Source organism: Mesonia mobilis DSM 19841 (assembly GCF_000423405.1).
Taxonomy (GTDB): Bacteria; Bacteroidota; Bacteroidia; order Flavobacteriales; family Flavobacteriaceae; genus Mesonia; species Mesonia mobilis.
Window position 1 is genome coordinate 242,153 of sequence record NZ_KE384013.1, and the last position, 14,275, is coordinate 256,427.

The 14,275-nt window shown below is 37.8% G+C and carries 14 protein-coding genes; 4 read left to right on the plus strand and 10 right to left on the minus strand.

Going from position 1 to position 14,275, the window contains the following annotated elements; genetic code table 11:
* Positions 1–43: 43 nt before the first annotated feature.
* Entirely contained in the window at positions 44–319 is a 276-nt protein-coding gene (locus tag G551_RS0113545; RefSeq protein WP_027886061.1) for an ATP-dependent Clp protease adaptor ClpS, read from the plus strand.
* Between the two features lie 58 nt (positions 320–377).
* Here G551_RS0113545 and G551_RS0113550 read toward each other — a convergent pair whose 3' ends face one another.
* From G551_RS0113550 to G551_RS0113560, 3 genes are all read right to left on the minus strand, one after another.
* Positions 378–1,124 (minus strand): class I SAM-dependent methyltransferase, encoded by a 747-nt coding sequence (locus G551_RS0113550; protein WP_027886062.1) that lies wholly within the window; start codon positions 1,122–1,124, stop codon positions 378–380.
* 315 nt (positions 1,125–1,439) lie between these two features.
* A complete protein-coding gene (locus G551_RS0113555) occupies positions 1,440–2,195 on the minus strand; it encodes a TIGR03915 family putative DNA repair protein (protein ID WP_027886063.1) in 756 nt (251 codons plus the stop codon).
* Positions 2,196–2,286: 91 nt separating this feature from the next.
* A complete protein-coding gene (locus G551_RS0113560) occupies positions 2,287–3,573 on the minus strand; it encodes a putative DNA modification/repair radical SAM protein (RefSeq protein ID WP_027886064.1) in 1,287 nt (428 codons plus the stop codon).
* 101 nt (positions 3,574–3,674) lie between these two features.
* Between G551_RS0113560 and G551_RS0113565 the strand changes: the two genes are divergently transcribed.
* Positions 3,675–4,436, plus strand: coding sequence for a LexA family transcriptional regulator (locus G551_RS0113565; RefSeq protein WP_027886065.1), 762 nt, complete (start codon positions 3,675–3,677; stop codon positions 4,434–4,436).
* Positions 4,437–4,488: 52 nt separating this feature from the next.
* Here the strand turns inward: G551_RS0113565 and G551_RS0113570 are convergent, their stop codons facing one another.
* Entirely contained in the window at positions 4,489–5,367 is an 879-nt protein-coding gene (locus G551_RS0113570; RefSeq protein ID WP_027886066.1) for an SDR family oxidoreductase, read from the minus strand.
* Between the two features lie 132 nt (positions 5,368–5,499).
* Here G551_RS0113570 and G551_RS0113575 point away from each other — a divergent pair, with 132 nt between their 5' ends.
* Positions 5,500–5,877: a winged helix-turn-helix transcriptional regulator gene (locus G551_RS0113575; RefSeq protein ID WP_051191409.1), complete on the plus strand. Its 378-nt coding sequence runs from the start codon at positions 5,500–5,502 to the stop codon at positions 5,875–5,877.
* Here G551_RS0113575 and leuB read toward each other — a convergent pair.
* From leuB to G551_RS15965, 4 genes are all read right to left on the minus strand, one after another.
* Positions 5,874–6,989 carry a 3-isopropylmalate dehydrogenase gene (gene leuB / locus G551_RS0113580; protein WP_027886068.1) on the minus strand — a complete coding sequence of 372 codons (1,116 nt, stop codon included), beginning with the start codon at positions 6,987–6,989 and terminating at the stop codon, positions 5,874–5,876. The genes G551_RS0113575 and leuB overlap by 4 nt on opposite strands.
* Before the next feature lie 143 nt (positions 6,990–7,132).
* The gene (gene leuD / locus G551_RS0113585; RefSeq protein ID WP_027886069.1) at positions 7,133–7,723 is read right to left on the minus strand and encodes a 3-isopropylmalate dehydratase small subunit; all 591 of its coding nucleotides are present in this window, start codon (positions 7,721–7,723) and stop codon (positions 7,133–7,135) included.
* The gene (gene leuC, locus G551_RS0113590) at positions 7,723–9,105 is read right to left on the minus strand and encodes a 3-isopropylmalate dehydratase large subunit (protein ID WP_027886223.1); all 1,383 of its coding nucleotides are present in this window, start codon (positions 9,103–9,105) and stop codon (positions 7,723–7,725) included. The genes leuD and leuC overlap by 1 nt, the downstream gene beginning before the upstream one ends.
* Before the next feature lie 145 nt (positions 9,106–9,250).
* Positions 9,251–10,423 carry a 2-isopropylmalate synthase gene (locus G551_RS15965; protein WP_051191410.1) on the minus strand — a complete coding sequence of 391 codons (1,173 nt, stop codon included), beginning with the start codon at positions 10,421–10,423 and terminating at the stop codon, positions 9,251–9,253.
* Positions 10,424–10,572: 149 nt separating this feature from the next.
* Here G551_RS15965 and G551_RS0113600 point away from each other — a divergent pair, with 149 nt between their 5' ends.
* A complete protein-coding gene (locus tag G551_RS0113600; RefSeq protein ID WP_027886070.1) occupies positions 10,573–12,123 on the plus strand; it encodes a hypothetical protein in 1,551 nt (516 codons plus the stop codon).
* On the opposite strand, the gene G551_RS0113605 is transcribed toward G551_RS0113600, so the two are convergent.
* Both G551_RS0113605 and G551_RS0113610 read right to left on the minus strand, forming a co-directional pair.
* The gene (locus G551_RS0113605) at positions 12,120–12,608 is read right to left on the minus strand and encodes a GNAT family N-acetyltransferase (protein ID WP_027886071.1); all 489 of its coding nucleotides are present in this window, start codon (positions 12,606–12,608) and stop codon (positions 12,120–12,122) included. The two genes, G551_RS0113600 and G551_RS0113605, sit on opposite strands and share 4 nt — an antisense overlap.
* Positions 12,605–14,251, minus strand: a complete 1,647-nt coding sequence (locus tag G551_RS0113610) for a carboxylesterase/lipase family protein (protein WP_027886072.1) — start codon at positions 14,249–14,251, stop codon at positions 12,605–12,607. The genes G551_RS0113605 and G551_RS0113610 overlap by 4 nt, the downstream gene beginning before the upstream one ends.
* Positions 14,252–14,275: the final 24 nt, after the last annotated feature.

Below are 14,275 nucleotides of genomic sequence, written 5' to 3' on the forward strand. Positions count from 1 at the left end.
TTTGAAGATTGTTTATTAATTTTAAGAGGTTAAAATCTTAGATATGAGTGTACAAGAAGAAGTTTTAGAAGAGTTACTCACGCAAACAGAGGAAACAAGACAGAATGAAATCGTGGTTTTTAACGACGATGTAAATACATTTGATTACGTTATCGAAATGCTCATGAATACGTGTGATCACGATCCTTTACAAGCAGAACAATGTACGATGCTTATTCATTATAAAGGCAAATGTGCCGTTAAAACAGGAGATTACGACGATCTAGAACCGCGTTGCAGTGCACTATTAGAAGCAGGTTTGAGTGCAGAAATTCAATAATTAGATATTGTCCTAAGCTAATCTTAGTATAAATTTAGAATACAAAAATCCTTTTTAGTCAAGCTGAAAAGGATTTTTTCTTTCCTAGTCGTAGTAAAACAGGAAAAGTAACTTTTCGTTTTTTAGCTTCCCAAGTTTCTTTTAAATGATGTTGAATTAGAAGTAGCGGACTTTCATTCTTTTCCTTTTCATAATGTTTTACAGCAGACCAAGTGTTGAGGTAATTCAGAAGATCTTCTGCCGTCCACTCATAGGTAATTTCAAATTTTGGAGTGGTAATTTCTTCAAATGAAAACGGAATCGTTTCATAGTTTTCTTCAATGTATTTTCGCTCTTCATCCCAATAGTCACCAATAACATCATTGTAAAAATGATGAATAATGTGATCTATTTCCAGAGAAATACTTAGTAAACCATAACCAATAACGGCTAAAATTCCGTTGGGTTTTAAAGTTCGGTTGACTTCAGCATAAAACTTTTCAAAATCAAACCAATGGATTGCTTGAGCAACGGTAATTAAATCGAATTGATCTTTTTCAAATTTTGTTTGCTCTGCCGGTTGAATTGAATAATGAATATGAGCCAATTTGGGAGCTTGTTCGAGCTGTGAAACACTAATGTCGGTGGCTTCAACTATTTGAAATTCCTTAGCCAATTGTGTGGCGACTTGCCCATTACCGGTAGCGCAATCCCAAGCTTGATCTTTAGTTTCAAGTAAACTAAAAATATAAGTGAACAAAGCAGAAGGATAAGTGGGTCGATACTTTGCGTAGAGATGAGAATCTTTAGAGAAATTATCTTTCATATTTAAAAATAAAAAAAGCTTAGCAATTTGCTAAGCTTTTACGCCGTTGATTGATGAATGAGAACAATTTTTAACTAATTAAATATCGGCGTTTGCTGTTCCAAAACTTTTTACGGCTATTCACGCTTGAATAGTGGCTATCGTTTTCTAAAGTTTTTGTACTTGCTTGGTCTAGTGATAAATTTACAGTATTCATAATATTATGTTTTTGATTGTTGATGAATGATTTATACTAGTATGACGCTGAAGAATAAAATTTGTTACAGTACTTGGTAATGCAAAGTAATGATTTAAGATTTATTTAACATTTTAATCTTATAAATATTTTTCACTTAAATACTTCCAATAGCGTTTGGGGACGTGTTGTTGGTGGAGTTTGGTGTTTTTTCTAGATTTAATATTAGTGCTGTCAAAATAATTTTTCCATAAGTGTTGAAACTGAATTTCTTCCGTCGTAAAAAAATCGGTAGAAGTTTCTAAAATAGAAGCGGGGAGATCAAGCTGAATAATTTCTACTTTCTCCAGATCGTAAAAAATTCCGTAGTTTCTCTTTAAATCGTAAATGCACCATTTTTGGTCGGCGTAGCGATTTTTAAAATGTTTGGCATTGAGCGGTAAGACATTAAAATCGGGTTCTACTGTGGCAAAATAAATAGCATCTTTTGTTTTTCTGAAGCGTACAAAAGCATCCATTCGGTGTTTTTCACGGCCAACTTGTTTTACGGTTTGTGCTACTTTTAAAATCGCAGGATGTGCATAGTCTTTAGTGATATCTTTAGTGGAAGCTAAAGCATGTTGAATATATTGAAATAAAGTATTTTCAATTTCATCCAATTCACTTAAAAATGCCCAATAAATTTGTTGACTTCCACGAGAACCACATTTAGTATTTAGCTTTTTCCAAACGCGAGTTGCTCTTTCTTCAGAAGTGATGACCTCTTCAACTTCTTCAAAAAAATCACCCATAAATTTTTCTTTCTTTACAATTTTGGGCTGCTTGCATTTATATTCATAAGCCATAAAAACTGCCGAAAGAAAACCTTCAAAAGAAGCGTCATAAATAAAGATCATTTTTTATTTCAATTTTAATGTCGTCATGCTGAACTTGTTTCAGTATCTCATCCTAATTTTAAAATTAGTTGAAGTTTTTCTTACTTCTATGCTAATACTGAATCAACGCATCTTGTTTATCAAATAAATTCAGCTGATTATTATACGTATTTCTGAATTTACTGCTCGAATTTTGCAAGATTAAACTTTTAATATTCATTGCTGAAAGGTCTTTTTTCTCCCAATCTTTCGAATTGCAAACCATAAAATATTTAGCGCGATTGAGCGCAACGCCGATTTTTTTTAAATGTTCCCAATTTAGATTCCGATATTTTCTAGCGCCTAAAATTTTGTAAACAGATTTCATTCCGAGTCCGGGTATTCTCGCCAGCATTTGCTTATCGGCTTTATTCACATCTACCGGGAATAAATGTAAATTTCGCAACGCCCAACCCAGTTTCGGGTCTACATCACTGTCGAGATTTGGATGTTCTTTGTTGAGTAATTCTTCAATAGAAAATCCGTAGAAACGCATTAACCAATCAGCTTGATACAATCGATTTTCTCGTAATAAAGGCACATCGGTACCAATCGAAGGTAATCTGGGATCGTAACTCACCGGAATATAACCCGAATAATAAACCCGTTTCATCTGGTACTTTTTATAAAAATAAGCAGCGGTATACATCACTTGAGCATCGGTTTCGTTAGTCGCGCCGACAATCATTTGTGTGCTTTGCCCCGCGGGAGCAAATTTGGGAGTACTTTTAATGATTTTCTTTTCAGATTTGTGCCGAATAATTTCATCTTTTACCTTTTTCATAGGTTGAAGAAAATCTTTTCGGTCTTTATCGGGCGCTAGCAATTTAAGACCTTCTCGTGTGGGAATTTCAATATTCACAGAAAGCCGATCGGCATATAAACCTGCTTCGTGCATCAGCTCATCACTCGCTCCGGGAATTGATTTCAAATGAATGTAACCATTAAAATTTTCTTCTAACCGAAGCTTTTTGGCTACTTGCACCAAACGTTCCATCGTGGTGTCGGGACTTTTAAAAATACCTGAACTCAAAAAAAGTCCTTCAATATAATTTCGACGATAAAAATTAATCGTTAGATCGACTACTTCTTGCACTTTAAACGCTGCTCGTTGAATGTCATTACTTTTTCGAGTTATACAATAAGCGCAATCGAAAATACAATGGTTGGTGAGCAAAATTTTTAATAAGGAAACACAACGCCCATCTTCGGTATAACTATGGCAAATACCCATTCCGCTAGAATCCCCAAGTCCTTTACCTTTATTTTGCCGTTTGCTTCCGCTGCTGGAACACGAAACATCGTACTTCGCAGCATCGGCAAGAATATTAAGTTTTTCTTTTATTCTATCAAAATTCATATTGATATGGATATATTACAAACTTATGGAATAATTCGTTAATTAGGGAAATAGTCCGATGAATAATTAGGATTTATTCCTTTAATTGTTAACTTTACGATATGGAATTAGGAATCGAGATTAAACGTTTTAAAGAAATAAGAGACGAAAATCAGTTTACACAAGCTGAATTTGCCGAGCGTCTTGGAGTAAAAAATACTACTGCCGATATAGAACGCGGTCGTACTAAACTCTCCGGAACGGTGGTGATGGAATTGTTGAAACAATTCAACATTAATCCACTTTGGTTATACGGGCAGAGTCATCAAAAGCATTTGCCATTGCATCAGGTCGACACCATGCCAAAAGTAATTACGGTCGATGTAGAAGATAACGAAAATATTACGATGGTTAACCAAAAAGCTGCTGCCGGCTATCCGCATAATATTCAAGATGTAGATTGGTACCGACAGTTGCCGGCCTTCGATTTTCCGCTTCCACAGTATAGAAACGCTACTTATCGTGGTTTTCAAGTAGAAGGAGATAGTATGATGCCGAATTTAAGGCCTGAAGATTGGGTGTTGGCAAAAGCCATCCCAAGTTTATCGGATGCGAGTGATCATAAAATTTATGTAGTCGTGATGTACGATACGGTGGTAGTAAAAAAATTACACAAATTAGCAGACCCTTCTAAAATACGATTGGTTTCTTTAAATGAAGAATATGCTCCTTTTGAAGTGAAAGTTTCTGATATTCAAGAGTTGTGGCAAGTAACGAGTAAACTCACCTTTAGTTTAGATGCGAACTCAGAAAATAGTATGCTTCGACAATTACAAGCTTCAATGGAAGAATTAAAATCACAGCTTAATTCTTTTAAACGATAACAAAAAAGGCTTTCAAAATCTGAAAGCCTTTTTTATGGAGATTATTTAAAATTTACTTCCCATAAGTATCCGCTAAAAAAGTTTTTAAAGAAGTGGGTTCATTACCGGTGAAATCTCTGTAGGTTGTTGCTGTTTCATCAAATTCACCTTGAGCAATTCCTTTAGCAAACATCACAGTCATATCGATGGCCGGTTGAGGTACGCCATAACCTTGTAAAGTCTCTGCAAATTCTTCAGGATTTGGAGAAACATAATTAATTTCTGTTCCGCTTACTTCAGAAATAAGCGCTGCAATTTCAGCAAAGGTGAATGCTTTTTCGGCACTCACTTCGTAAGTTTTGTTTTCATGACCTTCACTGGTTAAAATTTCAGCAGCAAGAACAGCCATATCTTTTCTGGCCATAAATCCGGTTTTTCCATCTTTAGCAGGTAAGAAAAGCGTTTTACTTTCTAATAAATTCTCTCCGGCAAAAAGCGGGATGACTTCCATATATAAATTATGCTTTAAAATGGTGTAATCTAAAGAAGCATTCTTTAGAGCATCTTCGGCCGCTAAATGCCCTTTTGCTACGGGGTAAATCGGTGAATTTTCAGATTCATCTTTTCTACCGAAACTTGTATACACCACATGTTTTACACCTGCTTTTTCTGCAGCAGCAACAATGTTTTTGTGCTGAGCAACTCGCTTGTCTAAATCATTTCCCGAGATAAAATAGATTTTTTCAACGCCACTAAAGGCTTTTTCTAACGAGCCTTCATCATCATAATTCCCTTCACGAATATCGATCCCTTTAGCTTGTAAAACTTCAGCTTTGTTGGTATCTCTTACTAAACCTGCGATTTGATTTGCTTCAATTTTGCTTAATAAGGCATCGATCACTAAACCTCCTAAATTTCCGGTAGCTCCGGTAATTAAAATTTTTCCTTTCATAACTATAATTTATTTAAGTTTGTTACTTACTTTTGGTAAGTCAAAGATATTTAGTAATTAAGTATTAAACAAGAAGGCACTAAAAAGTAAAGTAGTTACTTAGAGGTTAGTTTTATTGAAAATCAATGAATTATGAGATCAGAAAATTTGAAAATTTTTGCGGAAGCAGAAACTTGTCCTGCCAGAAATGTATTAGATCGTTTTGGAGATAAATGGTCGACGCTGGTGATTTTAGTTTTAAATGAAGAAGAAAAGCTGCGTTTTAACGAGCTACATAAAGTGATTGGAGATATTTCTCAAAAAATGCTTACGGTAACCCTAAGAAATTTGGAAGCTGACGGATTGGCGAGCAGAAAAGTATATCCTGAAATTCCGCCACGCGTAGAATATAAATTGACACCCTTAGGTAAAAGTTTGGTCCCCCACATTTCTAGTCTTTTAAAATGGGCAGACCAAAACTTTTCGAGCATTATGGCATCACGTTCAAAATATAACCAAAAGGTAAGTTAGATAATCGTTGCTTGACCCAAGCTAAGATTATCACCGTTAATTTTTAGATCTTCATTATCTAAAATTAAACCTTCAATAAAAGTTCCTACTTTCTCCGTAGAGTAGGAGCTTTCTTTATTAATATCGCTGGTACAAATATTCATTTCTAAACTTTTATCGACAGCCGCTTGAATGATCGCTGCTTCTTCTAGTAAATTAAAATGTTCTAATAACATCGCCGCCGAAAGGATAGAAGCAATTGGGTTCGCAATTCCTTTTCCGGCAGCTTGCGGGTAAGAACCGTGAATCGGTTCAAAAAGTGCGTGTTCTTTCCCTACCGAAGCCGAAGCTAATAAGCCAATACTACCACCAATTACACTTGCTTCATCAGAAATAATATCACCAAACATATTTTCAGTAAGAATCACATCAAATTGTTTCGGGTTAATAATCATTTGCATCGCTGCATTATCAACATATAAAAAGTCTAATTCTACGTCTGGGTAGTCTTTGGCAATTTCTTTTACCGTGCGTCGCCAAAGTCGCGAAGTCTCTAGTACATTCGCTTTATCGACCAAGGTTACTTTGTTTCTTCGTTTCTGCGCCGCCTCAAATGCCAAATGCGTCATTCGTTCAATTTCTTCCGCAGTATATACGCAAAGATCCGAAGCTTCTCGCTCATCTTCACTCAAGGTTTTTTCGCCAAAATAAATGCCACCGGTCAATTCTCGATAGATCACCATGTCGGCACCTTCAATGCGATCGGGTCGTAAGGGCGAATGTTCCAATAAGCGTTCAAATGCACGAACCGGTCGAATATTAGCAAATAAACCTAACTCTTTGCGTAACTTTAGTAAACCTTGTTCCGGTCGTACTTTTGCTGCGGGATTGTTGTCGTATTTCGGGTCACCAATGGCGCCAAATAAAACCGCATCAGATTTTTTACACAAATCGAGTGTCGCATCGGGTAACGGATTTTCGGTGAGGTCGATAGCCGATGCACCTACCACGGCTTCTTCAAACAAAAACTCGTGATCAAAACGTTCGGCAATGGCTTTTAAAACCTTTATTGATTGCTGTGTGATTTCCGGCCCTATGCCGTCTCCTGCTAATACTGCGATGTTCAACTTCATATCTTCATTTTTTAGGTTGGGCGCAACCCTAGCGGGTCGGGCTTTCGCGAGTCGCTTTTTTATTTTGTCTTTTCTTTCGACAAGCTCAAGAAGACAAAATAAAAAGAGCTCCAACAATCGCTCAATCCCTTGCGCAAGTTAGTTTATACGGTTTGTTGCTTTTCAAAAGCTTTAATTTTATCAAGTTTGCTTACTAAAAAGTCAATATCATCCAAACCTTTGAGCAAGCACATTTTCTTATAGGCATCGATGTCAAATTTCTCTTCTAAATTTTTATCGATGAGTTTTATCGATTGATTTTCTAGATCTACTTTTAATTGTGTTTGTGGGTTTTCTTCGATCGCTTTAAAAAGCTCCGATAAAAACTGCGGACTCACCTGCACAGGAAGCAAACCATTGTTTAAGGAGTTTCCTTTAAAGATGTCGGCAAAATAACTGGAGACGACAACTTTAAAACCGTAAGCTTTAATTGCCCAAGCAGCGTGTTCTCGACTAGAACCACAACCAAAATTATCGCCGGCCACTAATACTTGTCCGTGATATCTTTCTTGATTCAGCGGAAAGTCTTCCTTTTCATTTCCTTCGTTATCAAAACGCCAATCTCGAAATAGATTTTCTCCAAATCCGGCTTTATCGGTCGCTTTTAAAAATCTTGCCGGTATGATCTGATCGGTATCAATATTTTCAATCTCTAAAGGAACTGCGGTATCGGTAAGTGTGATAAATTTTTCCATTAGTTTAAGTTTTGGGTGTAATCAACAATTTTTCCGGCAATCGCAGTGGCAGCAGCCGTTAACGGACTTGCTAAAATCGTGCGCGAACCTTGCCCTTGTCTTCCTTCAAAGTTTCGATTACTGGTAGAAACGCAATATTCTCCGGCAGGTATTTTATCATCATTCATCGCTAAACATGCCGAACAACCCGGTTGCCGAAGTTGAAACCCGGCTTCTTCAAAAATAGTATGTAAACCTTCGGCTTCAATTTGCGCAGCTACTTGCCGCGAACCCGGAACGATTAATGCGTTTACATTTTTAGCCTTTTGCTTTCCTTTAATATAATTGGCAGCGATTCTAAAATCTTCAATTCTAGAATTGGTACAACTCCCAATAAAAATGTAATTTATCGGTTTGTCGATGAGCGATTCTCCCGCCGTAAAACCCATATATGCTAAAGCTTTCCCAGAACTTTTACTTTCGTTTTCGGGAATGGCCTGTGAAATTTTAATGCCCATTCCGGGATTGGTGCCATAAGTGACCATCGGTTCGATGGCTTCTGCTTCAAAGCTATATTCCTGGTCAAATGTAGCGCCTTCGTCAGTTTTTAAACTTTCCCAGTAGATTTTTAGCTTTTCAAAAGCTTCTCCTTTCGGAGCAAACTCTCGACCTTCCACATAATTGTAAGTGGTTTTGTCTGGAGCTATGAGTCCACCGCGAGCGCCCATTTCGATGCTCATGTTGCAGACGGTCATTCGACCTTCCATCGACATCTCTTCAAAGACATTTCCGGCATATTCACAAAAATATCCGGTACCGGAATTGGTGCCGAGTTCACTAATAATATATAAAATGACGTCCTTAGGAGTAACGCCATTTTTTAATTTTCCGTTTACGTTTACCCGTAATTTTTTAGGCTTTTGCACCAACACCGATTGGCTGGCAAAAACTTGAGCAACTTGGCTTGTGCCGATTCCAAAAGCGATGGTGCCAAAAGCGCCATGCGTTGAGGTATGACTATCACCACAAACCATCGTCATTCCCGGTTGAGTAATGCCTAATTCTGGTGCCATCACATGAACAATACCATTGTAAGGATGACCTAAACCGTAAAGTGTAATGTTATTTTCTTCGCAGTTTTGGGTGAGTTCTTTTAATTGTTTCCGGGATAAAAGATCTTTTACCGGCAAATGCTGATTTTCCGTCGGTGTGTTATGATCTGCGGTGGCCACAATTTTATCGGGCCGAAATACCGGAATGTTACGGTCTTTTAGCTCTTGAAAAGCTTGCGGACTCGTAACTTCATGGATTAAATGTTTATCGATGTATAAAATATCGGGACCGTTGGGAATCGATTCGACCACGTGTGCATCCCAGATTTTATCAAAAAGTGTTTTTTTCATTTTTGTTGATCTTCTAATTGCGCAAGGGATTGAGTGATTTGTTGAAGCTCTTTTTATTTTGTCACCTTGAGCGGAGTCGAAAGGTTTTACAGACAAAATAAAAAAGCGACTCACGAAAGCCCGACCCGTTAGGGTTGCGCCCAAATTATGCGCTTACTCGATGTTTACTTTGATAGATTTGCATGATCTCGTGAATATCACTGTCGAGCACTTCTTTGCGTGCATCGGCAAAATGAAGAAATTCTTGATACACAACATCGAGTTCTAATTTGGTAAGGTTGTAACCGATTTTTTTGGCTTTATGCGCCAAGGCTGCGCGACCACTTCTGGCGGTTAGAATTATCGCAGATTCGGTAACGCCTACATCGGCAGGATTTATAATTTCGTAAGTTTCTCGGTTTTTAATTACGCCGTCTTGATGAATACCGGAACTATGCGCAAAAGCATTGGCACCAACGATGGCTTTGTTGGGTTGCACGAACATTCCCATCTCGCGAGAGACCATTTTGCTGGTGTCGTACAATAGTTGCGTATTGATGTTGGTGTCTAGGTTTAATGCAGGATGTTGGCGTAAAATCATGACAATTTCTTCTAGCGCTGTATTTCCGGCACGTTCACCAATACCGTTAATGGTACATTCGATTTGGCGAGCTCCGTTGGTCATTCCGGCAACAGAATTGGCAGTCGCCATTCCTAGATCGTTATGGCAATGACAAGAAATAATTACATTTTCGATGCCCGGAACATGTTCTTTTAAGTATTTTATTTTTTTACCATATTCTTCCGGTAGGCAATAACCGGTGGTGTCTGGAATATTTAAAACGGTTGCACCGGCTTTGACGGCTTCAGTACAGACGACAGCTAAAAATTCGTTATCGGTTCTGCCGGCATCTTCGGCGTAAAATTCGACATCATCTACAAAAGTTTTGGCGTAAGCAACGGCCTCGCCAGCACGCTCAATAATCTCCTGAGGCGTGGCTTTAAATTTATACTTAATGTGTGATGCAGAAGTGCCGATACCGGTATGAATTCTTGGTTTTTTAGCGTATTTTAAAGCTTGCGCGGCCACTTCAATATCGTTTTTAACGGCGCGTGTTAAACCGCAAACCGTGGCATTTTTTACGAGTTTAGAAATTTCTGAAACTGACTGAAAGTCTTGTGGACTTGATACCGGGAAACCGGCTTCGATCACATCTACTCCCAATTCATCTAAACGTTTGGCGATTTTTAATTTTTGCTCGGTGTTTAATTTACAACCGGGCACTTGCTCTCCATCTCTCAACGTGGTATCAAAAATTTCTACCTTTTCTGTACTCATAAACGCTAGTTTTTAGTTTATCTTTAGCTTAAAAGTAAGTAGCTTGTAGAGGTCTAGAAACCGACTTTTAAAAATGCTTACGATCGCTAAAGTTTGTTTTTGGTGTTTAATTAATTGTTTTTCAATGTTTTGTGTTTTAGGTAATTACGATGTTAAAAGAATTTTCTGATCCTTTATTTTCTTTGGTGCAATCGCTTTCTGCTTCAGAAAAGCGTCAGTTTTCGTTATATGCAGGAAGATTAGGAGGGAAGTCTGAACGTAAATTTGAACATCTTTTTAAATTGTTATCGAAACAGAAATATTATGATGAAGCTGAAATTCTTTCGAAAACAAGTATTACCAAACAGCAACTTTCGAATGTAAAAGCACATTTGTACAAGCAAATTTTAACGAGTTTGCGCTTGCATACTTCGCAGCAAAGTATTCCGCTACAGTTGCGGGAGCAATACGATTTTGCTTATATTTTATATCGCAAAGGTTTGTACAAGCAGGCGTTGAAGTTGTTGGATAAAACTAAAACCACCGCTATTGAATACGAAGAGAAAACCATCGCTTTTGAAGTGTTGGATCTCGAGAAAATTATCGAATCGCAATACATTACTCGAAGTTCTGAAAATCGCGCCGATCAGCTGGTAAGTCAAACGGAGGAGCTTTCTTTTTTGAATGTAATCGCGGGAAAACTTTCTAACTTATCGCTTCAGCTATATAATATTTTCTTGAAAATGGGTTATGCGCGAACGGAGGAAGAGGCAAAGCAAATCACTAATTTTTTTGAAGAGAACTTACCCGATTATGATTATGCTCAGCTTAGTTTTCGGGAAAAGTTGTGGTTGTATCAGGCGTATTTATGGTATAGCTTTATCACCCAAGATTTTTTGTCTTGTTATCGTTATGCTTCGAAATGGGTAGATTTATTTCAGCAGAATTCCGCATTAATCCACGTGCATCCGGTCTTTTATTTAAAAGGAAACCATTATTTGTTAGAATCACTTTTTTACTTAAATAGTGTCGATCTATTTGAGCAAGTACTTATCAAATTTGAAGAGAATATTGAGGATAAGCGTATACCTAAAGATGAGAATATTTCTGCCTTGTCTTTTATGTATTTGTATTTTAATAAACTGAATTTAAGGTTTATGAAAGGCGAGTTTGCCGATGGTGATGCGCTTGTCGATGAGATTATTAACGGAATAAAAGTCTATCAGCATACCTTAGATGAGCATCATTTAATGGTCTTGTATTATAAAATTGCTTCGCTTTATTTTGGAGATGGTAATTATAAGAAGTGTATAGATTATCTACAGAAAATCATTCAGAATAAATCTTTAGAAATGCGGGAAGATCTGATGTGTTTTAGCCGTATTTTAAATTTGGTCGCGCATTATGAAGCGGGGCTCGATTATCATTTAGACCGATTGATTCGATCGACTTATCGTTTTCTAATTAAGATGAATGACCTGCACGAAGTACAAAAAGAAATGATCAAGTTTTTGCGCGATCTTCCTAAAGTTTACCCTTCAGACATAAAAGCAGAATTTAAAAAATTACGCGATCGATTAAAAGTTTATGAAGAACATCCTTTTGAGCGTCGAGCTTTCTTGTATTTAGATATTATTTCTTGGCTGGAGAGCAATTATGAAAATCGCCCGGTAGCCGAGATCGTAAAAGAAAAGTTTAGAGAACAAAAACGCTTTGTTTAATTAAGCTGGAGTTGGAGAAAAACCAGATCGAACCAACGGTCAAATTTATAGCCGACTTCTTTTAGATACCCTACTTCTTGAAAGCCTAGTTTTTGATGAAATTGGATACTAAATTTATTTTCAGCATCGATCCCGGCCACCATATTGTGGTAATTCTCTTTTTTGGCGATATCGATGAGCGCTAAAATAAGCTGCTTGCCAAAGCCTTTGCCTTGATGATCTGGCGAAACGTAAACCGAATGTTCTACACAAAATTGATAAGCTTCGTGCGGTCTAAATTGGCCAAATGTTCCGTAGCCGGTAAGCTTCCCGTTTTCTTCGGTGACTAAAACGGGAAAATTCAGCTGTTGTTGTTGGCTTAACCAAGCTTCCATTTGAGCTAAGGTTCTCTTGTGGTAATGGTAGATCACCGTCGTATGTTCAATATGGTAATTGAAGATTTCTAAAATTTTTGGTATATCTTCAAGAGTAGCTTGGCGTATCATTTTTTGCTTTTTTCTTTACGGTAAGCGTGATCTAAAAATAAATATCGGTCGTCGGTGGTTGCTTGTTGCGCTTCGGTTTTTACGCCGATGTTGATGAAAATTGGACTTTTGGCAGTTGCTTTTACTGCCGGCCAAGTGGGTAATTCATCAGTATTAGGATTCGCATTTTTGATGAAATTAGCAAAATAAGAGAACATCACTTGTGCAACTTGCTTATCTTCTTTACTCCACTCAAACTCTGTAGCAGTAGCTAAATTATTAAAAGCATATTCAATTTCTGCAGCGTGAGCGGCACCAATAGGTTTAGGTGGTGTGGTTGCTGTTTCTTCTTTCTTTTCTGAAGTGCCACCGGCTAAACCGGCTACTTTAGATTTGTCTTTTAAAGGCGGGCGAATTTTATCGAATACATAACGATACACCGGTTGATCACTATTTTTACGATGAAGGTCAAACCACTTCCACGTGCTATACACGATAAACCTGTCGGATGCGAGATCGGTAGCCGATTTTCTGATTTGAGCTGGATCACCCACCGGATATAAGGCTAGCACCCTTTCGTAATCTTCCGGGTAAAGTTCTTTGATGATTTGCGTATAGTTTTCTTTCGTGAATGCTTTTTCTTTCATTAAGCTTGCACCGGGAATTTCAGCAGAATTCCAACCGACCAATAAAGGAATTTGTGCTTGTTTTTCTGCTTCAAAAATTTCAGGTAAGCTGTTCGGTAAAAAATAATTGTCGATCACTGATGGAAAACCAAACCTTCCGCTTTTTCCATAAAGTTGAAGTAATTCTTCTGCAGAAATACCTCTCATCTCTTCTAAAGATTTTAGTCCTAATTGATCTGTAAATTCTTTCCCGATGTTTTCCGCTTCGGTTAAACTTACCGGTGCCAAGGTAGGATATATGGCTGCTCCGCTTTCTCCAATAGCCGCAAATAAAAGATCTTTAGATAACGGGGAAGCCATTTGCGCACTTACCGAGATCGATCCGGCAGATTCACCACCAATAGTAATATGATCGGGATCGCCACCAAATTGTTCAATATTATTTTTTACCCAAACCAAGGCCGCATGTTGGTCAAGCAATCCGTAATTACCAGAAGCACTGTATTTAGCTTCTTTACTTAAGGCAGGATGAGCTAACGAGCCAAACACATTTAGGCGATAGTTTACGGTCACCACCACAATACCTTCTTTGGCAAAGTTAGTCCCGTCGTAGCGAGGCTCAGAAGCGTCGCCGGCAACAAAACCCCCACCATAAAAGTAAACCAATACAGGTAAGTTTTTCTTTTTTTGTGGTAATGGTGCCCAAATATTCAGGTAAAGACAATCTTCACTCATTCCGTTTCCGCGAGATTTCATATCACCAAAAATAGGTATTTGCATAGGAGCCGGGCCAAATGCTTTCGTTTCTTTTACGCCTTGCCAAGCTTTGGCAGGTTGTGGCGCTTTCCAACGTAAATCGCCTACCGGGGGTTGCGCAAAAGGCACTCCAAAAAACTGTGCTACTTGGTTTTCTTGATCGGTAAAACCTTCAATCATACCTTTATCGGTGGTTACTTGAAGTTGTCCTGCAGAAAGTTGCGCGTGCAACAAATTGGATTGAAAGCAAAGGCAAAGCAGGAGTAAGATATATTTTTTCATTGCTATTGAAAATTAATGATGTTT

Coding starts and splice junctions, on each gene's coding strand:
- G551_RS0113610 (WP_027886072.1), bottom strand. CDS start 14,251: ATGAAAAAATATATCTTACTCCTGCTTTGCCTTTGCTTTCAATCCAAT.
- G551_RS0113575 (WP_051191409.1), top strand. CDS start 5,500: ATGAGATCAGAAAATTTGAAAATTTTTGCGGAAGCAGAAACTTGTCCT.
- G551_RS0113550 (WP_027886062.1), bottom strand. CDS start 1,124: ATGAAAGATAATTTCTCTAAAGATTCTCATCTCTACGCAAAGTATCGA.
- G551_RS0113555 (WP_027886063.1), bottom strand. CDS start 2,195: ATGATCTTTATTTATGACGCTTCTTTTGAAGGTTTTCTTTCGGCAGTT.
- G551_RS0113565 (WP_027886065.1), top strand. CDS start 3,675: ATGGAATTAGGAATCGAGATTAAACGTTTTAAAGAAATAAGAGACGAA.
- leuB (WP_027886068.1), bottom strand. CDS start 6,989: ATGAAGTTGAACATCGCAGTATTAGCAGGAGACGGCATAGGGCCGGAA.
- G551_RS15965 (WP_051191410.1), bottom strand. CDS start 10,423: ATGAGTACAGAAAAGGTAGAAATTTTTGATACCACGTTGAGAGATGGA.
- G551_RS0113605 (WP_027886071.1), bottom strand. CDS start 12,608: ATGATACGCCAAGCTACTCTTGAAGATATACCAAAAATTTTAGAAATC.
- leuD (WP_027886069.1), bottom strand. CDS start 7,723: ATGGAAAAATTTATCACACTTACCGATACCGCAGTTCCTTTAGAGATT.
- leuC (WP_027886223.1), bottom strand. CDS start 9,105: ATGAAAAAAACACTTTTTGATAAAATCTGGGATGCACACGTGGTCGAA.
- G551_RS0113560 (WP_027886064.1), bottom strand. CDS start 3,573: ATGAATTTTGATAGAATAAAAGAAAAACTTAATATTCTTGCCGATGCT.
- G551_RS0113545 (WP_027886061.1), top strand. CDS start 44: ATGAGTGTACAAGAAGAAGTTTTAGAAGAGTTACTCACGCAAACAGAG.
- G551_RS0113570 (WP_027886066.1), bottom strand. CDS start 5,367: ATGAAAGGAAAAATTTTAATTACCGGAGCTACCGGAAATTTAGGAGGT.
- G551_RS0113600 (WP_027886070.1), top strand. CDS start 10,573: ATGTTAAAAGAATTTTCTGATCCTTTATTTTCTTTGGTGCAATCGCTT.